Origin of the sequence: Ferroacidibacillus organovorans (genome assembly GCF_001516615.1) — a bacterium.
Lineage (GTDB): Bacteria > Bacillota > Bacilli > Alicyclobacillales > SLC66 > Ferroacidibacillus > Ferroacidibacillus ferrooxidans_B.
In genome coordinates this window covers 303579-318792 of the sequence record NZ_LPVJ01000009.1, presented here as the reverse complement: position 1 = coordinate 318792, position 15214 = coordinate 303579, and the positions used below count along the sequence as shown (strand labels likewise).

Sequence of the window (15214 nt, the reverse complement as noted above, 5' to 3'; positions counted from 1 at the left end):
AAAGGGAAGGAGTGGGTAAGATTTTTAAATGAGTTAGCCATTGCTCTTGGGTAAGATTTTTACGTGAGTTGACACGGCCTCCACAGAAATTCCTGTGCAATTGACACATTGATGATTAGTCACGAGAGTGAGGAGGTAGTCTCTGCGTGGAGTGCGATGTTCGTCACATCCAAGAAATTCTTAGAGACAATTCGCGGATTCTTGCCATCACAGGTGCCGGCATCAGTCGCGCAAGCGGGCTGCCTGTGATGTCGAGCGAATTTTACGGAATACGACTCGAGCATCTGTTTAGCCTTGAACACGCAAAGTGTCACCGTGACGAGTTTGAACGCTACTATCGCAAAATGACAACAGAGTTTCTGCATGCAAAGCCAAATGCAGCGCACTGCACGCTTGCCCGCTACGGTATTCATGTCATCACCCAAAACATCGATGGACTCGATCGCCGCGCAGGAAACAAAAATGTCATCGAACTTCACGGCAATCTTCACGCAGTCCGCTGCAGGACGTGCGGGTATCGTCTTCCGGTCTTTCAAATAAGCGACAACATGTGGCGGTGCACGCGTTGTCACGGCGCTTTGTGGCCAGATGTCGTTCTTGAGGGGGAGGCCGTTCACGATCTTGGGAAAGCGGCTTGTCTCGTTTCGACATGCAGTGCTGCGCTAGTGGTTGGAACGCGCTTGGAGATGTCACCGCTTGTCAAGCTGATGGCCGTATTAAAGGATCATCACGTGCCGATCTTTCAAATTAACGAACATGCAGAACACCTTTTGCCAACCCTTTTTTCCTTACGTGACAAAGAAAAACGGGTCAGGTTGGTGTGACACCCGTTTGCAGCGTAATTTTTTCGAGCACTCTTTCTGCAAAATCATAGGATGTGTCAGTGTCTCTGACTTCTTCTCGCATTAAAATATTCACACAGACATCAAACGCTGCTTTGGCAGTTTCATATCCGGCAAACAAGAATGTCCCAGTCTCAAAGGCTTCCTCTGGGTCGTAAACATACATCATGTATCCTGCGTCCGATTCATGAAGATCGATGTCAAAAGTTCTCAGTTCGCCCTCAATTGACTTTGACAATACGGTACGTTCAAGTAAGGTGCGGGCGTTTCTCACAGTTTTTCACTCCGAAGCGTTCTTTTTGGGATTATAGTGAAAAAAGTTACTCCCTTCTTCACTCCTTGAAGTATACTATATGCAGAACATACATAGCGCATGAAGCGCAAAAGGGAGTGCCATAACGTTGAACATTCACTTGTCCGGCCACAACGCACAACCGAGTTCCTGCCATATTGAACTCATCCATACAAATTCGTATCCATCTTTTTCCTCACGCGGCGTGGCAAAGCGTCACAGTGTGCGCCATAGCGTATCCGTGTTTCACGAACAAAACGCAACGCTTATCACGGTCGGTTTGGGCGACCCTTCGTCAGTGGATGAAGAAGTGCTGCGCGATGCCGCAGGACTCGCCATTCGCGCAGCCAGCAAAGAAGAGTGGGAGGACGTGTCGCTCAGCCTGACTCATCTCTTTGATACCCATCGCGAGATCCATTGTCTCGTCGAAGGGGTGTCGCTTGGCGCATACCGTTTTGATCGCTATCAATCAAAAAAGGAGACCCATCATGTTAAAACGGTGACGCTGATGGCAGGTGAGCAACACGTTGCAGCGCTCACGCGCGCGCTCGCTTTTGTGCGCGGAACGATGCTTGCGCGGGATCTGGTCAACGAGCCGCCCAATCGCTTGCGACCGGATACCTTGGCAGAGTTTGTCACACAACATTTCAAGGGGAGCAAGGCTGAAGTTACGGTGCTCGCAGGCCAGCAGTTGATCGACGAACAGATGAACGGATTGCTGGCTGTCGGGAAAGGCAGTGAGTATCCTCCGCGCTTCATTCAAGTCGCGTATGCAACTGACCCCGCGCTTCCGCTAATCGCGCTTGTGGGAAAAGGGGTGACGTTTGATACCGGGGGAATCTCACTCAAGGGTGGACGCGACATCTCCAATATGCGCATGGATATGGGAGGGGCGGGCGCAGTCATTGGTGCGCTCGATATTCTCATCCAGCTTGGCCTGCCTTGCAATGTCGTCGGATTGATCGCGGCGACAGAAAATATTCCTGATGCAGGTTCCATGCTTCCTGGGGAATTGATTCAATATCGGAATGGAATATCGGTGCAAGTTGCCAATACTGACGCCGAAGGGCGACTCATTCTGGCGGACGCGCTCATCCGCGCACAAGAGCTTCAAGCGCGAGAAGTCATCGACATCGCGACGCTGACCGGATCTGCGGCAGCCGCTCTCGGGCCTCGCTATGCGGCGGTATTCGGCGGTGAGGAAATTGTTGAACGCGTGCGAGAAGCTGGACTTCGCTCCGGTGATTATGTCTGGCAGATGCCGCTTCCGGAAAGTTATCGCGAACAGCTAAAAAGCGTTTATGCGGATCTTTCCAACATTGGAAAAGGCCAAGGTGGAGCGATTGTCGCGGCCCTGTTTTTAAAGCACTTTGTCGCAGATGATCAACAGTGGGCGCACATTGACATGGCCGGCCCAATGGAAGCCGAAAAGACGGAAGGATATCGTCCGCAAGGAGCGACAGGCTATGGCGCCCGACTGCTCGCTGAGTATGTAATGCAACGCGCTGAGCAAGCGAAAAACGTCTGATTGGATACAAGCGGCAGGAAAAAAACGTTTATTTTGAGAAAATATTCCCAACGAACCGATGATTTACGTATTCCAAGCACCGCAATTTCCTGTATACTGATCGCAGAGCGCGAAACAACAGTGCTTTACGTGAGTTTTCGTTTTCAAATCAGGTTGGTTTACCATGGAAACGTAAACTCGTGGTTCGGAACGCGAAACGGACATGACCTTAAGGCATGTCCGTTTCGCGTAGGAATTTTGTGTTGAAAGAGGAGAGAACGATGAAATACGGTCTGATTCTTGACCCGAGTCGCAAAGCAAAACCAGCAAAACAACTTTTTGAATGGGTGAAAAAACAACATCCCGAATTACAGCTAAGAGACGTCGTTGTCATGGATATTCCTGTCATCGCAGGATTTGAGATTCCACTCCGCGATCGCAATCGCGTCTTATCGCTCGCTTTGCAGGATGAACATATGAGTCCATACTTCAAAACGGATATGAATCTCTTTCAGCTTTTGATGATGGATGAGTCGATTGCCATGAACATTTACCGCACGACAGACGGAACGCTCTTTCTATTTGAAGGCTTGCCCGATGCGCCTCAACCATTTGGGGTGCACGGTCACGATCTTCGGTAGTGTGGAACAGACTTCCGCTCGATGCGCAATTCGTGCATGGCGTACGCTACGATGACCATGAGATAAAAGGCGAGCAACAGGTTCCACAAATAGCCCTGCGACATGGCGAACGTATCATAGAGTCCGTGCAAAAGCGCCGGGATGGCAAAAGCAGGCCAACGGCTTGCTCCAAAAAAACGTGCGCGCGCAAAGCGCGAACCCATGATGACGGCAAATACTGCATGCGCGGGGACTGCCGTAAACGCCCGGACAAACGCTGTATCGATGCCTGAACTCGTCACATAGAGTACGTTTTCAACAGCTGCAAAACCGAGCCCTATCGCACCTGCATACACAATTCCGTCATATGGCTCCTCAAAAAACGGTTTTTGATTGACAAGACGCAGAAAACAAAGCGCCTTTAATCCCTCTTCCACAACCCCGGCGACAAAAAAAAGCGGAGATCATTGTGTAAATGAACCCCTGCTGCGGATCGGGGGTCAGACTGTAAAGGTCAAGAAGGGTGCGTTCTGCTATTCCAGCAGGCAAGACGACGACCGCGCCGACGAGAAAAAAACGAAAGACAAGTCCAGGCGGTTCGCGATGTCGATCCATGCGATACAAAATCCATAAAAACGCGAGAGCGGGCAACAACCCTGCGATGACCAACAACGTGAATCACTCCTTTGTCGTAGTATGCTTCAATCGCGCTCGGCCATTTCTTAGATCGAAAAATTCGTTAAGGGGCGTTTAGGATGAAAGGGTATATCACGCAATTGAATCACCAAGTACACGATGAGGAGGTTCAATACGCGCTGCAACTGGGAGATGAGTGTGCGTCTGTCAATGCGTGGATCGGCCGCCGCATCCAAATCCGCTTTTTAGGAGAACGCCGCTGCATTGCGTGTGGACGAGCCGTAAAAAAACTTTTTCAAAATGGTTACTGCTTTCCTTGCGTCACTACACTCGCTGAGACAGACTTGTGTATCGTAAAGCCCCATCAATGTCATTTTGACCAAGGTACTTGCAGGGACGAATCTTTTGCCAAAACGCACTGCATGATCCCCCACACAGTCTATCTATCCTTGAGCAGTCAGGCTAAGGTGGGAATTACCCGCATGGGGCGCGAACAAACGCGGTGGGTTGATCAAGGCGCTGTTCAGGCGGTTGCCATTGCGCGAACGCCCACTCGTATGCGTTCAGGTGAGATGGAGGTCGAAATTGCGCAAAGTATGCCTGACAAGACGGACTGGAGAAAAATGGTGAAAGGTATTCATGAAGAGGTTGATCTACTTCAATTGGCAGAAAAAGTTGCAAATCGCGTGTCGGAAACGTTTCAGCCCTATCTCTTAGAGCATTTTGTCTTGACGCAGTTCCGCTACCCCGTGTTACCTGGTGAAGCAATCAAAGCGGTCTCAAAAAACATTGAAAAAGAGGAGGTGTCATCTGATCTTGTCGGGGTGCGCGGGCAATATCTGCTATTTCGAGACGGTGTATTAAACGTCAAGAAATTTGCCGGTTACCATGTTGCGCTCGAAGTTTCGTAAAAAAATTAAAACGTGCACATTCTTCACGGCGATACATGAGCACGAACATTACGGGTTACGCTATTGCTAAGTGCAAAATGGATCGTGTGAGGAGGGTGCGCATGACGTGGGTATATGAGGCACGGCTTTATGATTCGCGATCCGTGGCGAATTACGTGGCGATGTGCGTGCGTGATGATCAGGTTCTGCGAGGTTATCGCCAACCATTAGTGCAAATATATCGAACGAGAAAGGGGAACTTTGGCGTTCGCTATCAGCCTCTTGCATAAATTAGGGAGTCAGGGACCGCAGCGACTGACTTTCTCTGACTCGTTTCATAGAGTACAATAGAGGCGATCGATCCTGCCGTAAAGAGGAGAGAAAAGCGTCTATGGCTTCTGCAGTTCAACTCACTTTCTGCAAAAAAAATCTCGCGCTCTATAGCCAGAGTGTTCTTGAAGCAATTTCTCGCGATTATCCGGATGTGGAAATCGAATTGAAGGACTGTGCAGATGTCTGTGGGACATGTACGGATATTCCATTCGCAATCCGCAATGGCGCGCTTATTGGAGGGAGAGATCCGCGCGATTTATACAAGAAATTGGAGCGCGGAATGAAATTTCTGTTTGAAGAAAAGCTCCCGGGAACAGCCGGCTATGTTGAAGCAAAATGAGCCCCGCAATGTAGACATTCCGCGATTTTACTGAAGACACAGGCGTATATCCCACACCGAAACGTCCACTTCGAATAGGATGACGTTAGTCAAACGTTCGAGGTGGTTTCTTTGCAGCGAAAAAAGGGAACATTGTCAAACGCGGCCAAAGGACTGCGGGCGCGAACAGCACGTAATGTGCGAATGCCCGATTTTGTATCCATCGTCGATCAATGCAAGGATGCAGTCGTCAATATTGAAGTCGCTCATGAACGCGCACGCAATCGTCAGATTCGCAGTCCATTTGGTTTGCCGTTCGATATGTTTATCGAACAAGAACCGCGCGCCATGAATATCGGTACTGGTTTTATTTTTGATGACCGCGGCTACATTTTAACAAATGAACACGTCATTCACGGGGCTTCTCGTGTTCATGTCAAAATGAGGAATCAAGAGCGAAAATTGATTGCCCATGTCGTAGGAACCAATTACGAACACGACTTGGCCGTTCTAAAGATCGATCTCCCAAAGACGATTCGCGTATTGCGACTTGGAAAATCGAAGGATGTGCAGGTCGGAGAGTGGGTGATGGCAGTCGGAAATCCGCTGGGACTTGATCACTCCGTCACGGTTGGCATTATCAGCGCAAAGGAAAGGCCCATGCAGATTGGTGATCGTTCATACCCGCACTTGCTGCAAACGGATGCGGCTATCAACCGCGGCAACTCTGGCGGTCCGCTGATCAGCCTGCGCGGTGAAGTGATTGGTATCAACACAGCTGTGAGTCAGAGTTCACAGGGGATCGGCTTTGCCATCGCGATTGATGTTGTGCGAAACGCGCTCCCTGAGATGATGGGGAAAAAATATCGTCAAAGCGTCTGAGTCCGCAGTGTAGAGACAATCGATGCTCTCTTGAGAGAACGGCGCAGTCGATTATTTTCTCTAGACGGTGGCGCGCAAGCGCCATGTCACCGTCTATCTCCAAATTGGATTAACCAATTAATAGTCCAATTTGGATTGGCTGATTTGTGAGACGATCACAATTAAGACAAATTTAAACGCGCAATCGCTTTCAAAACGGCATTATGAACATAAAGTGGATTGCATTCCTATGCAATGCACGCTATAGTAAAATTACAGAGGAAGTGCACCTAGGGATCCGGCCTGATGCAGTTTCGGGACAGGACCAAGCGGTGCAAGCGGTTGATGCTACACCGTGAGTATAAAAGACTCGGCGGAGAGGTTCCCTGAAAAGGGTGTTTCTTCGCCTTTTGCATATCTAATACTTATTTTGAATTTCTGATTTGAAAGGAGACGCGGCTATGGCCTTTCTAGAGCGAGAAGAGCACGATGCTTGCGGAATTGTCGCGTGGGTGGAAAAAGGGGCGCAACCGACGCACTCCAATGTGGAGCGTGTATTGCGTGCGCTCGATCAAATGAAGCACAGGGCTGGTTTTGTCGAGGAAGAAGGAGACGGCTCAGGAATTTTGGTAGATCTTCCACGTGCAATCTGGGAGAAAAAGTTGGGCGGAAACGATGCAGCGCGCCAGCTTGTCGCAAACCCAGGATTTGCTGTCGCCCACGTCCTTGTTACAGATGAAATGAGATCAAGTGATGGTTTGGCTATTGATTTTATGAGTGTTGCACGAAAGGTGCCGATCCTTGCAGAGGAGGCAGGATTTACACATTGCAAGACGCTTGTGGATCCTGTCGATCCTGATGCATTGGGTCCGGGTGGCCGCAAGGAAGGAATTCACTTTTTACAGTTTGCATTTTTATACAACGACACAAAGGCTTCAACAGCTCAGGTAGACGCCGCCTGTTATCAATTGTTAAAAGACATCGAAGCTCGATTGAGCGTGCATGTGGCCTCTCTATCTTCTCAATCCACGGTGTATAAAGTTCGCGGCGACAGCGACACGCTTCGCGCTTATTACAGCGATTTATGCGACGAAGAATTTGTAAGTCGCGTGACGATCGGCCATAACCGCTATTCAACCAACACAACAACGTCTAGTGAGCGCGTTCAGCCGTTTACACTGCTTGGTCACAATGGTGAATTAAACACGATTCACCGCCTGCGCGAAGAGTCGCGCATGGTCAACATTCAACCTGTACCAGGCGGCAGTGACTCACAGGATCTCGATCGCTTTCTTGAAGGCCTGATCCACCACTATTCGTATTCACTTATAGAAGCCATGGAAATCGCATTCCCGCCGATCATTCATGAAATCAAGCAGATGAGCGGAGATCTCCAGAATCTATACATGTACATTCGCTCGCTCTTTGGGCCATTTGCACAAGGGCCTGCCGGAATTGTGTCGCGCCACGGGAGAGAAGCGGTGTTTTCTGTAGATGCGATGGGGCTTCGCCCGCTGTGGATGGTCGAGACCGATTCGAGCCTTATCTTCTCAAGTGAGCAAGGCGTCGTCGCGCTCTCTGAAATGATTCACGATCCGCGACCGCTTTCCCCCGGAGAAAAGATCTATTTGGAATTACCGCCAGGTGAGGCAACCATTGTTCATTCGTATCCTGAAGCGCAGCGTCTGGTACTCACACGCATGAGTGAGCGCCATGACATGAAGGGTTACGGTCAAGGCGTGTCATTTCACGGTCCACTCGTGTGGGGCGACACTCATTTGACACCTAACCGTGCGTCTGATGGCTCGCGCGAAGCGCGAATGGCTGTGTTTGGATGGGATCAGGAAGATGTGCGCAATTTGGAAGCCCAGACGACCAATGGGGCAGAGCCGATCCGATCGCTCGGATTTGACGGACCGCTTGCAGCCCTTTCGGCGGAACGGCAAAACGTGGCGGATTATCTTAAGGAAACCGTCGCCGTTGTGACCAACCCGGCCGTTGATCGCGAGCGGGAAATTGAGCATTTTTCAACGCGCGTCGTGCTTGGGGGAAGACCGCATGTCGATGGTTCTTCAAGGAATTTGCAGCACCTTGAACTACAATGTCCTCTTCTTTTAGGTGGTCACAGCTTGCCTGAGGCTGACCGCTACCGCGCGCTTGCGACAAAGGTTGGCACACAACTCTATGAGGACGTCATACGCTTTTTCATGAGGGATGGACACGCGCTGTGCGAAATTTATCCGCGTCTCTTGCCGTCTGAATCTCTTGAAGACGCACTTGCGCGGATTGCAGAAGAAGTGAAACAGGGTGTACAAAGAGGCGCTCGTCTCTTTGTACTTGACGATCGTTTCTCTTTTGATGACGGAGGAACGTTTGTCGACCCTGCGCTTGCCGTCGCAAAGACGCATCGCGTTTTACGGGAACTCGTTGTAGAAGGATTGAGCGCAAGACGAAGCGCTAGCGTCATTGTTCGCTCAGGCGCCGTGCGAAACCTCCACGATGTAATGGTGTTGGCAGGGCTTGGCGCAGACGCGATCTGCCCGTATCTCTATATGGAAACCGCCTATGAGGTGGACGGGTGGAAAGGGATCGAGAATGTATACGCTGCGCTAAGCAAAGGCATAGAGAAGGTATTGTCGACACTTGGCATCCACGAATTGCGCGGCTATGATCGCCTCTTTAGTGCCATCGGACTTTCTGAGACAATCGCTGACCTCCTTGAAATTCGCACCTTTTTTGGTGCAGGGTCTGGGGCAGACCTGTCCACCTTTGCAGAGGTTGCGCGTGATCGCGCGCTGCGCTTAAAGCAGCCAAAGGCAGCTGTAGCGCGCCCTTATCAACTTTGGCCGCGCATCTGGAAGTCAGCTGGCGATGTCGCGAGCGGCACACTTTCGTTTGCGGAGTATTCGGCGAAACTGCGCGATCTTGAAATAAAACAGCCAATTTCGCTCCGTCACACACTTGATATCATCCCTCAGCCTGCAGAACGTTCTGCGGTTGACGTAGATTTGTCTGTCGGCGATCATTCACTTCCATTTTTAATCAGTTCGATGTCGTTTGGGTCACAGAGTGAAATTGCTTTTCGCTCTTACGCTGAAGCGGCAAAGCGGCTTGACATGCTTTCGCTGAATGGCGAAGGCGGAGAAATCAAGGATATGCTGGGCAAATACGCAAAGCATCGCGGCCACCAGATTGCATCTGGGCGTTTTGGAGTCAATGCTGAACTTTGCAACTCGGTGGATCTCTTGGAGATTAAGATTGGACAGGGAGCAAAGCCCGGCGAGGGCGGTCACTTGCCAGGCTCGAAAGTCTCCGTGAAAGTTGCCGCCGCAAGAAATGCCCGCCAAGGGACTGACCTTATTTCTCCGTCGAATAATCACGATATTTATTCGATCGAAGACCTTGCGCAAATGATTGATGAATTAAAAACGGTGAACTCACGCGCCAAAGTTTCCGTCAAGGTACCTGTTGTCCCAGGAATTGGCACCATCGCAGTCGGCATTGCAAAAGCAGGCGCTGACATCATCACGCTGAGCGGCTTTGACGGTGGAACAGGTGCCGCGCGCGCGCATGCATTGAAACACGTGGGGCTGCCTGTTGAAATTGGGGTTAAGCTTGCGCATGAGGCACTTTTGGACGCCGGGTTGCGCGATCTCGTTGAGCTATGGGCGGATGGTGGAATGAAAAACGGCTACGATGTCGTAAAAATGGTTCTGCTTGGCGCTAATCGAGTGGGATTCGGTACGATGGCAATGGTGGCGGTCGGATGCACGAGTTGCCGCGCTTGTCACAAAGATACATGCCATGTGGGGATCGCCACGCAAATCGAAACGGTTGAGCAAGCCGCCGCACACGGTTTGAAGGCATTCGTCCCGCGCGAGTTTGACTTAGCCGTTGCAAATCTTGAACGCTTCTTTGGCGGATTGGCCCAAGAAGTGCGAGAAGTCGTCGCAATGCTTGGTGCGACATCTCTGCAGTCTCTTGTCGGAAAGTCAGAATTTCTGCAGCAGACAAGGTACCAAGATCGCATTGATCTGAGCGATTTGATAAAACACCATGTCGCTGTATCGTATCACTATCAAAAACTCGCAGTCCGCCCAAGCAGTGTGAGCCGTCAGTCGATCACGGCAAAACTTGGACAACAGGCGATGACTGCCATGGCGGCGGGAAGCGAATCCTTGCAATTTGGCGCGGACAGTGTGAACTCGGGCGAACGAATTATCGGGGGCATGCTCTCTGGATCTGTCGTACGCACGGAGATTCGCGAGCGAAAGAAAGGCCTGTCCCGCGCATCGGTTGGGCTTCTCTCCGGTTCCGTTGCAGGCAATGGATTTGGCGCGTACAACGCGACAGGCATTCACCTGCGCGTAGAAGGCGGGGCGCAAGACGGCGTCGGAAAAGGCGCACTCGGCGGTAAAGTGATCATTCTAAAAGGACTTAACGAGCGTGGACGGCGGATCAACGGAAGCGTAGGCAAAGGTTTGGCATATGGCGCTCAACGCGGACTCTTCATTGTGCAAGGCAATGCTGACGCGCGCGCCGGCATTCGCTTGTCAGGTGCCGATTTGATTATTGGCGGAGAGGTCGATTCTCCGATTGATGACAGTAAAGGATACCTTGCGAGTCGCGCAAACGTGAAAGGTTTTGCTTTTGAGTACATGACTGGCGGAAGGGCGCTTGTCATGGGGGATCCGGGACCTTGGATTTGTTCTGGAATGACAGGCGGGTTTGTCTATCTGCGCATCGACTACGAAATGGGATTAACGCCTGATGCCCTTCGTCGCAGGATTGCCAAAGGAGCAAAAGTATCCCTTACCCATTTGCATCCTGGCGGAATTCTTGACGTTCAGGAGCTGCTCGGTCACTATCAAAAAGAATTGATTCGCTCTGGCCAGCAGGATGCCGCAGAAAAACTGCAACCGCTGATTCAAAGTCCTGATGATCATTTCATGGTCATCCGTCCTGGTTCTGAACTCACAGACCAGGATATTGCGACTGAATAAAATTTTTTTCCTGTAACCCAAATCCGCAAAATAGGATTGCCAGAATGTATGGCAGTCCTATTTTGCGTTTCTCTTACATCCTGACGAGAGAATTCAAAAACTGAAACCTTTGGGGGTGTGTTTCATATAATGCTCGAAGTGTCGCTTCGATGGATGGGTCACGCAGAGAGAGCGATTCGCGAAGAGGCGCTAAATCTTCAAACCGATAGGTGGAACCGCGAAACTCCACGCCGTTTAGTAAATCCTCAATGGAGTGTTTCAATGCTGCGGCTCGCAGCACATTGTGACGGGCAGCTTCACTGTAGATGTGATAGTGTCGCTCTTCATCGATCATGCAAATTCCTTCTGGCGTGAAGAAAAAATCACCGGCAGGTTCCACCCATATCAGATAAAGACAAAAAGGCACATGATTTTTGTTTGCTGATTTACGCATGGATTGACATCCTCCTTTCTGCGTGACGCTACGGACAGACTATACCGTCTCTTGGTTATCCATCGCAAGGAATGCGCTGTAAAGCTGAACTATGCGAAAGGCGTGTTGAAATTGGATTACCATGATGCTCTTGCGCGCTTAGGGATCTCGAGTGCCCACCCAGGCGGCTATCAAATGACAGAAGTCATTTTTCAGGAACTTGAAAAACGTGGCATAAACCTTGACGCAACCTCTCGCATCCTTGAGATAGGCTGTGGTACAGGGCGGACTGCATGTGAGATCGCGCGCCGTTTTGGCTGTCAGGTCACTGGAGTAGACTTGCGCAAGTCAATGATCGAAAGGGCGCTTGAACGCGCACTACGCGAAGGGGTGTCTGTTCACTTTTTTCAGGTAAAGCCGGGTCCGCTCCCTTTTTTCGCGCAGTCCTTTGATTTTGTTTTGGCAGAATCCGTCGCTGTATTCAATCCAATATTCCCACTCCTAAGAGAATGGAAACGGGTTCTCGCACCTCATGGTTCGCTCATCGATCTTGAAATGGCTGCAAGTTTTGCACTCCCTGACGATGCGCTCCACGCCTTTAAAAAATTGTATGGGGCAGTTCAGGTCCCCACGGTCATGGGGTGGAAAAAAACATATGAAAAGGCAGGATTCAGCAGTGTTGAGGTGATGCGATCTGGCGCAATTCGCGGTTTGCATACACCGCTTGCCATGCCTGACCCATCGACGCATACGGAAGCCGCCTATACACGTGAAATCATCGCCATCATTCAAGAAAACCAAAGAGTGATGATGACTTACGATCAATGGTTGTCTTATGCAATGATTCTCGCGCGCGGTTAAACTCATACTCTATGGAGAAACGAGGATAAAGATCGCATATTTCGCCAGAAACATGTACAATACATGCGAGGTGATCGATTTTGCGATCCAATGGGAAGCCGACCAAACCTGCCGGCCCACCTGTAAAAAAGAAAAAGCGTCGCATGTCGTTAAGAAAAAAAATTCTGATCAGCGCGTCGATCGCTGTCGGATTTACGGCATTGGCCACTGGCGGAATTATTTTTGTATTGACGACGGCAAACTTTAACCCTGCAAAGCTTGATCAGGGCGCTACAAGCCCAACCATCGTCTACGATCGTTATGGTCACGTCGCCTTTACGATTAGCCCATCGGGTGTGCGCCGTGTCAAATTATCACAAATTCCAAAAATGCTGCAAGACGCGCTGATCGCAACAGAAGATATCCGTTTTTATCAAAATCACGGGTTTGATTTGCGATCCACATTTCGCTCGCTCGTTCAAGATATTCTTCATCGCGGCACGCTCCAAGGCGCGAGCACGATTACGGAGCAGCTCGCAAAAATGGTGTATCTCACGGACAATCAGTCGATCAAGTACAAGATCCAAGAGATTATTCTTGGCATTGAGATCAGTCGCTATTACACCAAGAATCAAATTCTCGACATGTACTTTAATACGGCCAATTTCAACGGGGCGACTCCGGGCATTGAGAATGCTGCACAAATTTATTTTCAAAAAAATGTGTGGCAACTCAATCTTCCGCAGTGTGCGCTCTTGGCCGGGTTGCCACAGGCGCCTACACAGTATGATCCGTTTTTGCACCCGCATGCCGCCATGGCTCGCCGAAACATCGTGTTGGGGCAATTGCTGAAATATCACTTCATTTCACATGCAACCTACACCAAAGCCATTCATTCTCCACTCGATTTGGCTAAGAATCCAGGCGTTGTCGCAGATGGTGTGCCTCCGCAATATGCATCGTATCGAGATTATCTGTATGAAGAAGCCAATAAAATTGGCATTGGTGCGCGGGCGCTTCAGCAGGGTGGATACAAGATTTACACAAATTTATCCCCACAACTGCAGATGGCTGCGTATCAGCAGTTTAATAACAATGCGTATTTCCCACCAAACATGAACGGAAATGTCGCGCAAGGCGGCGCCGCGTTTCTCGATCCAAAAACAGGCGGACTTCTCGCGATCATGGGGAGTAGACCGTCAACCTATCAATACGAAGGTTTTGACTATGCGACACAGACACAGCGATCTCCTGGTTCGTCGATCAAACCGCTCGTTGTGTATGGACCAGCTATTGATACGGGCAAGTACAATGCTGATTCGCTCCTGTATGACGGCCCGCTCAATATCGGCGGGTATCAACCGCAGGATTGGGAGTCACATCCAACCATTAACGAGCATGTGACCATGCGCGATGCGTTGGCGATGTCATGGAATATTCCAGCCGTTTGGCTGCTACAGCAAATCGGCATCACGACAGGTTTGACTTTTGCAGAGCGAGCGGGTCTGCATTTTCAACCGCAAGATTTTATGCATCTTGACGTTGCACTCGGTGATATTCACCCTGGGACAAACCCTTTGCAGATGGCTGAAGCCTATTCAGCTTTTGACAACAATGGTCAACGGATTCCCGCGCACGCCATTGAGCGGATCGTTAACGCGCAAGGGTTGACTGTGTATCAGGCGCAAAGTGTGCCTATTCAGGTGATGAAGCCGTCCACTGCGTCGCAGATCGTAGGTTTGTTGCAAAACAACGTAGTCAATGGAATTGCCCACCTCGCAGGCGTGGCTGGACGCCATGTCGCTGGAAAGACGGGGTCCGTTGCGTATCTGCCACCGGGTTATACCTATTCGCCTGGTGATAGTGACCTGTGGTTCTGTGGATTTACGCCGAATGTCGTCGGCGCCATTTGGGAAGGCTTTCCTAATACATCCCTTCAGGCATACATACCTAACTGGGTTGGCGGGAGTGCCTTGCCTGCGGAACTTTTTAGCGCAATCATGACGCAGGGGCTTGCGGGAACACCGGCGGGTTCATTCACCACACCAGTCAATTCTTCAAGCACTGCTCCACTGATGACATTGACTGGACTTACAGGATCATATAGCGCAAGTCAACAAGGGGTTTCGCTCTCTTGGAATCCACTCAACGGACCTGTATACTATCTTGTGTTTCGCGGCGGTCCAAGCGATCGAAATTTGTACTACAATCGCTCGATCGGAAAAGTGACATCTCCGAGTTATGTGGATCCAATTCACGTAATTGGAGGTCACACCTATCAGGTGGTCGCATTTAATGCATTGACAGACCATGAAATTGCCGTTTCACCAGAAATTGAGGTGCAAATTACTTCGTCTTCATTGGTAGGCACAGGAAACACGCCGCCATCTTCGGGGTCTGGCACAACGGCACCTGGGTCAGGCACGACAACCACACCTTCGGGATCTGGCACAACGACACCTGGGTCAGGCACGACAACCACGCCTTCGGGATCTGGCACAACGGCACCTGGGTCAGGCACGACAACGACGCCTTCGGGATCTGGCACGACAACATCTGGAACCGGGCCTGCAAGTACAGTCATTCCAGGTACTTCAACGCCTGCCGCACCACCTGCCGGGGCGCTCAAACCCCCACCGCAGGGAGAATAGATTCATAC

Annotated in this window: 13 protein-coding genes; 9 read left to right on the top strand and 4 right to left on the bottom strand. The window is 50.5% G+C overall.

All coding sequences use genetic code 11. From position 1 onward, the window contains the following. Nucleotides 1–146 precede the first annotated feature (146 nt). Nucleotides 147–824, top strand: coding sequence for an SIR2 family NAD-dependent protein deacylase (locus ATW55_RS04605; protein ID WP_067713042.1), 678 nt, complete (start codon nucleotides 147–149; stop codon nucleotides 822–824). Here ATW55_RS04605 and ATW55_RS04600 read toward each other — a convergent pair. After that, nucleotides 811–1116 carry a hypothetical protein gene (locus ATW55_RS04600; RefSeq protein ID WP_067713039.1) on the bottom strand — a complete coding sequence of 102 codons (306 nt, stop codon included), beginning with the start codon at nucleotides 1114–1116 and terminating at the stop codon, nucleotides 811–813. The two genes, ATW55_RS04605 and ATW55_RS04600, sit on opposite strands and share 14 nt — an antisense overlap. 127 nt (nucleotides 1117–1243) lie before the next feature. Here ATW55_RS04600 and ATW55_RS04595 point away from each other — a divergent pair, with 127 nt between their 5' ends. Beyond that, complete coding sequence (locus ATW55_RS04595; protein ID WP_235586994.1) at nucleotides 1244–2662, top strand: leucyl aminopeptidase; 1419 nt, start codon at nucleotides 1244–1246, stop codon at nucleotides 2660–2662. A gap of 260 nt (nucleotides 2663–2922) precedes the next feature. Then, entirely contained in the window at nucleotides 2923–3282 is a 360-nt protein-coding gene (locus ATW55_RS04590) for a hypothetical protein (RefSeq protein WP_067713036.1), read from the top strand. Here the strand turns inward: ATW55_RS04590 and ATW55_RS04585 are convergent. Both ATW55_RS04585 and ATW55_RS16015 read right to left on the bottom strand, forming a co-directional pair. After that, complete coding sequence (locus ATW55_RS04585; RefSeq protein ID WP_153005009.1) at nucleotides 3267–3698, bottom strand: PrsW family glutamic-type intramembrane protease; 432 nt, start codon at nucleotides 3696–3698, stop codon at nucleotides 3267–3269. The two genes, ATW55_RS04590 and ATW55_RS04585, sit on opposite strands and share 16 nt — an antisense overlap. Next, nucleotides 3637–3933 carry a hypothetical protein gene (locus ATW55_RS16015; protein ID WP_153005008.1) on the bottom strand — a complete coding sequence of 99 codons (297 nt, stop codon included), beginning with the start codon at nucleotides 3931–3933 and terminating at the stop codon, nucleotides 3637–3639. Before ATW55_RS16015 ends, ATW55_RS04585 begins: the two co-directional genes overlap by 62 nt. An 83-nt stretch (nucleotides 3934–4016) precedes the next feature. Between ATW55_RS16015 and ATW55_RS04580 the strand changes: the two genes are divergently transcribed. From ATW55_RS04580 to ATW55_RS04565, 4 genes are all read left to right on the top strand, one after another. Next, nucleotides 4017–4808: a DUF2797 domain-containing protein gene (locus ATW55_RS04580; protein ID WP_067713033.1), complete on the top strand. Its 792-nt coding sequence runs from the start codon at nucleotides 4017–4019 to the stop codon at nucleotides 4806–4808. 370 nt (nucleotides 4809–5178) lie between these two features. After that, nucleotides 5179–5460 (top strand): DUF1450 domain-containing protein, encoded by a 282-nt coding sequence (locus ATW55_RS04575; RefSeq protein ID WP_067713029.1) that lies wholly within the window; start codon nucleotides 5179–5181, stop codon nucleotides 5458–5460. 111 nt (nucleotides 5461–5571) lie between these two features. After that, entirely contained in the window at nucleotides 5572–6321 is a 750-nt protein-coding gene (locus tag ATW55_RS04570) for a S1C family serine protease (protein WP_235586993.1), read from the top strand. Between the two features lie 440 nt (nucleotides 6322–6761). After that, the gene (locus tag ATW55_RS04565; protein WP_067713025.1) at nucleotides 6762–11303 is read left to right on the top strand and encodes a glutamate synthase-related protein; all 4542 of its coding nucleotides are present in this window, start codon (nucleotides 6762–6764) and stop codon (nucleotides 11301–11303) included. Nucleotides 11304–11376: 73 nt separating this feature from the next. On the opposite strand, the gene ATW55_RS04560 is transcribed toward ATW55_RS04565, so the two are convergent. After that, a complete protein-coding gene (locus tag ATW55_RS04560) occupies nucleotides 11377–11736 on the bottom strand; it encodes a hypothetical protein (protein ID WP_067713022.1) in 360 nt (119 codons plus the stop codon). A 174-nt stretch (nucleotides 11737–11910) separates the two neighbouring features. Between ATW55_RS04560 and ATW55_RS04555 the strand changes: the two genes are divergently transcribed. Both ATW55_RS04555 and ATW55_RS04550 read left to right on the top strand, forming a co-directional pair. After that, complete coding sequence (locus ATW55_RS04555; protein ID WP_153005007.1) at nucleotides 11911–12576, top strand: class I SAM-dependent methyltransferase; 666 nt, start codon at nucleotides 11911–11913, stop codon at nucleotides 12574–12576. 143 nt (nucleotides 12577–12719) lie between these two features. Continuing rightward, a complete protein-coding gene (locus ATW55_RS04550; protein ID WP_153005006.1) occupies nucleotides 12720–15206 on the top strand; it encodes a transglycosylase domain-containing protein in 2487 nt (828 codons plus the stop codon). Nucleotides 15207–15214: the final 8 nt, after the last annotated feature.

Excerpts from the sequence above, each read along its gene's own strand:
- ATW55_RS04590 (WP_067713036.1), top strand. The coding sequence starts at position 2,923 with ATGAAATACGGTCTGATTCTTGACCCGAGTCGCAAAGCAAAACCAGCA.
- ATW55_RS04580 (WP_067713033.1), top strand. The coding sequence starts at position 4,017 with ATGAAAGGGTATATCACGCAATTGAATCACCAAGTACACGATGAGGAG.
- ATW55_RS04575 (WP_067713029.1), top strand. The coding sequence starts at position 5,179 with ATGGCTTCTGCAGTTCAACTCACTTTCTGCAAAAAAAATCTCGCGCTC.
- ATW55_RS04565 (WP_067713025.1), top strand. The coding sequence starts at position 6,762 with ATGGCCTTTCTAGAGCGAGAAGAGCACGATGCTTGCGGAATTGTCGCG.
- ATW55_RS04560 (WP_067713022.1), bottom strand. The coding sequence starts at position 11,736 with ATGCGTAAATCAGCAAACAAAAATCATGTGCCTTTTTGTCTTTATCTG.
- ATW55_RS04555 (WP_153005007.1), top strand. The coding sequence starts at position 11,911 with ATGACAGAAGTCATTTTTCAGGAACTTGAAAAACGTGGCATAAACCTT.
- ATW55_RS04550 (WP_153005006.1), top strand. The coding sequence starts at position 12,720 with ATGTCGTTAAGAAAAAAAATTCTGATCAGCGCGTCGATCGCTGTCGGA.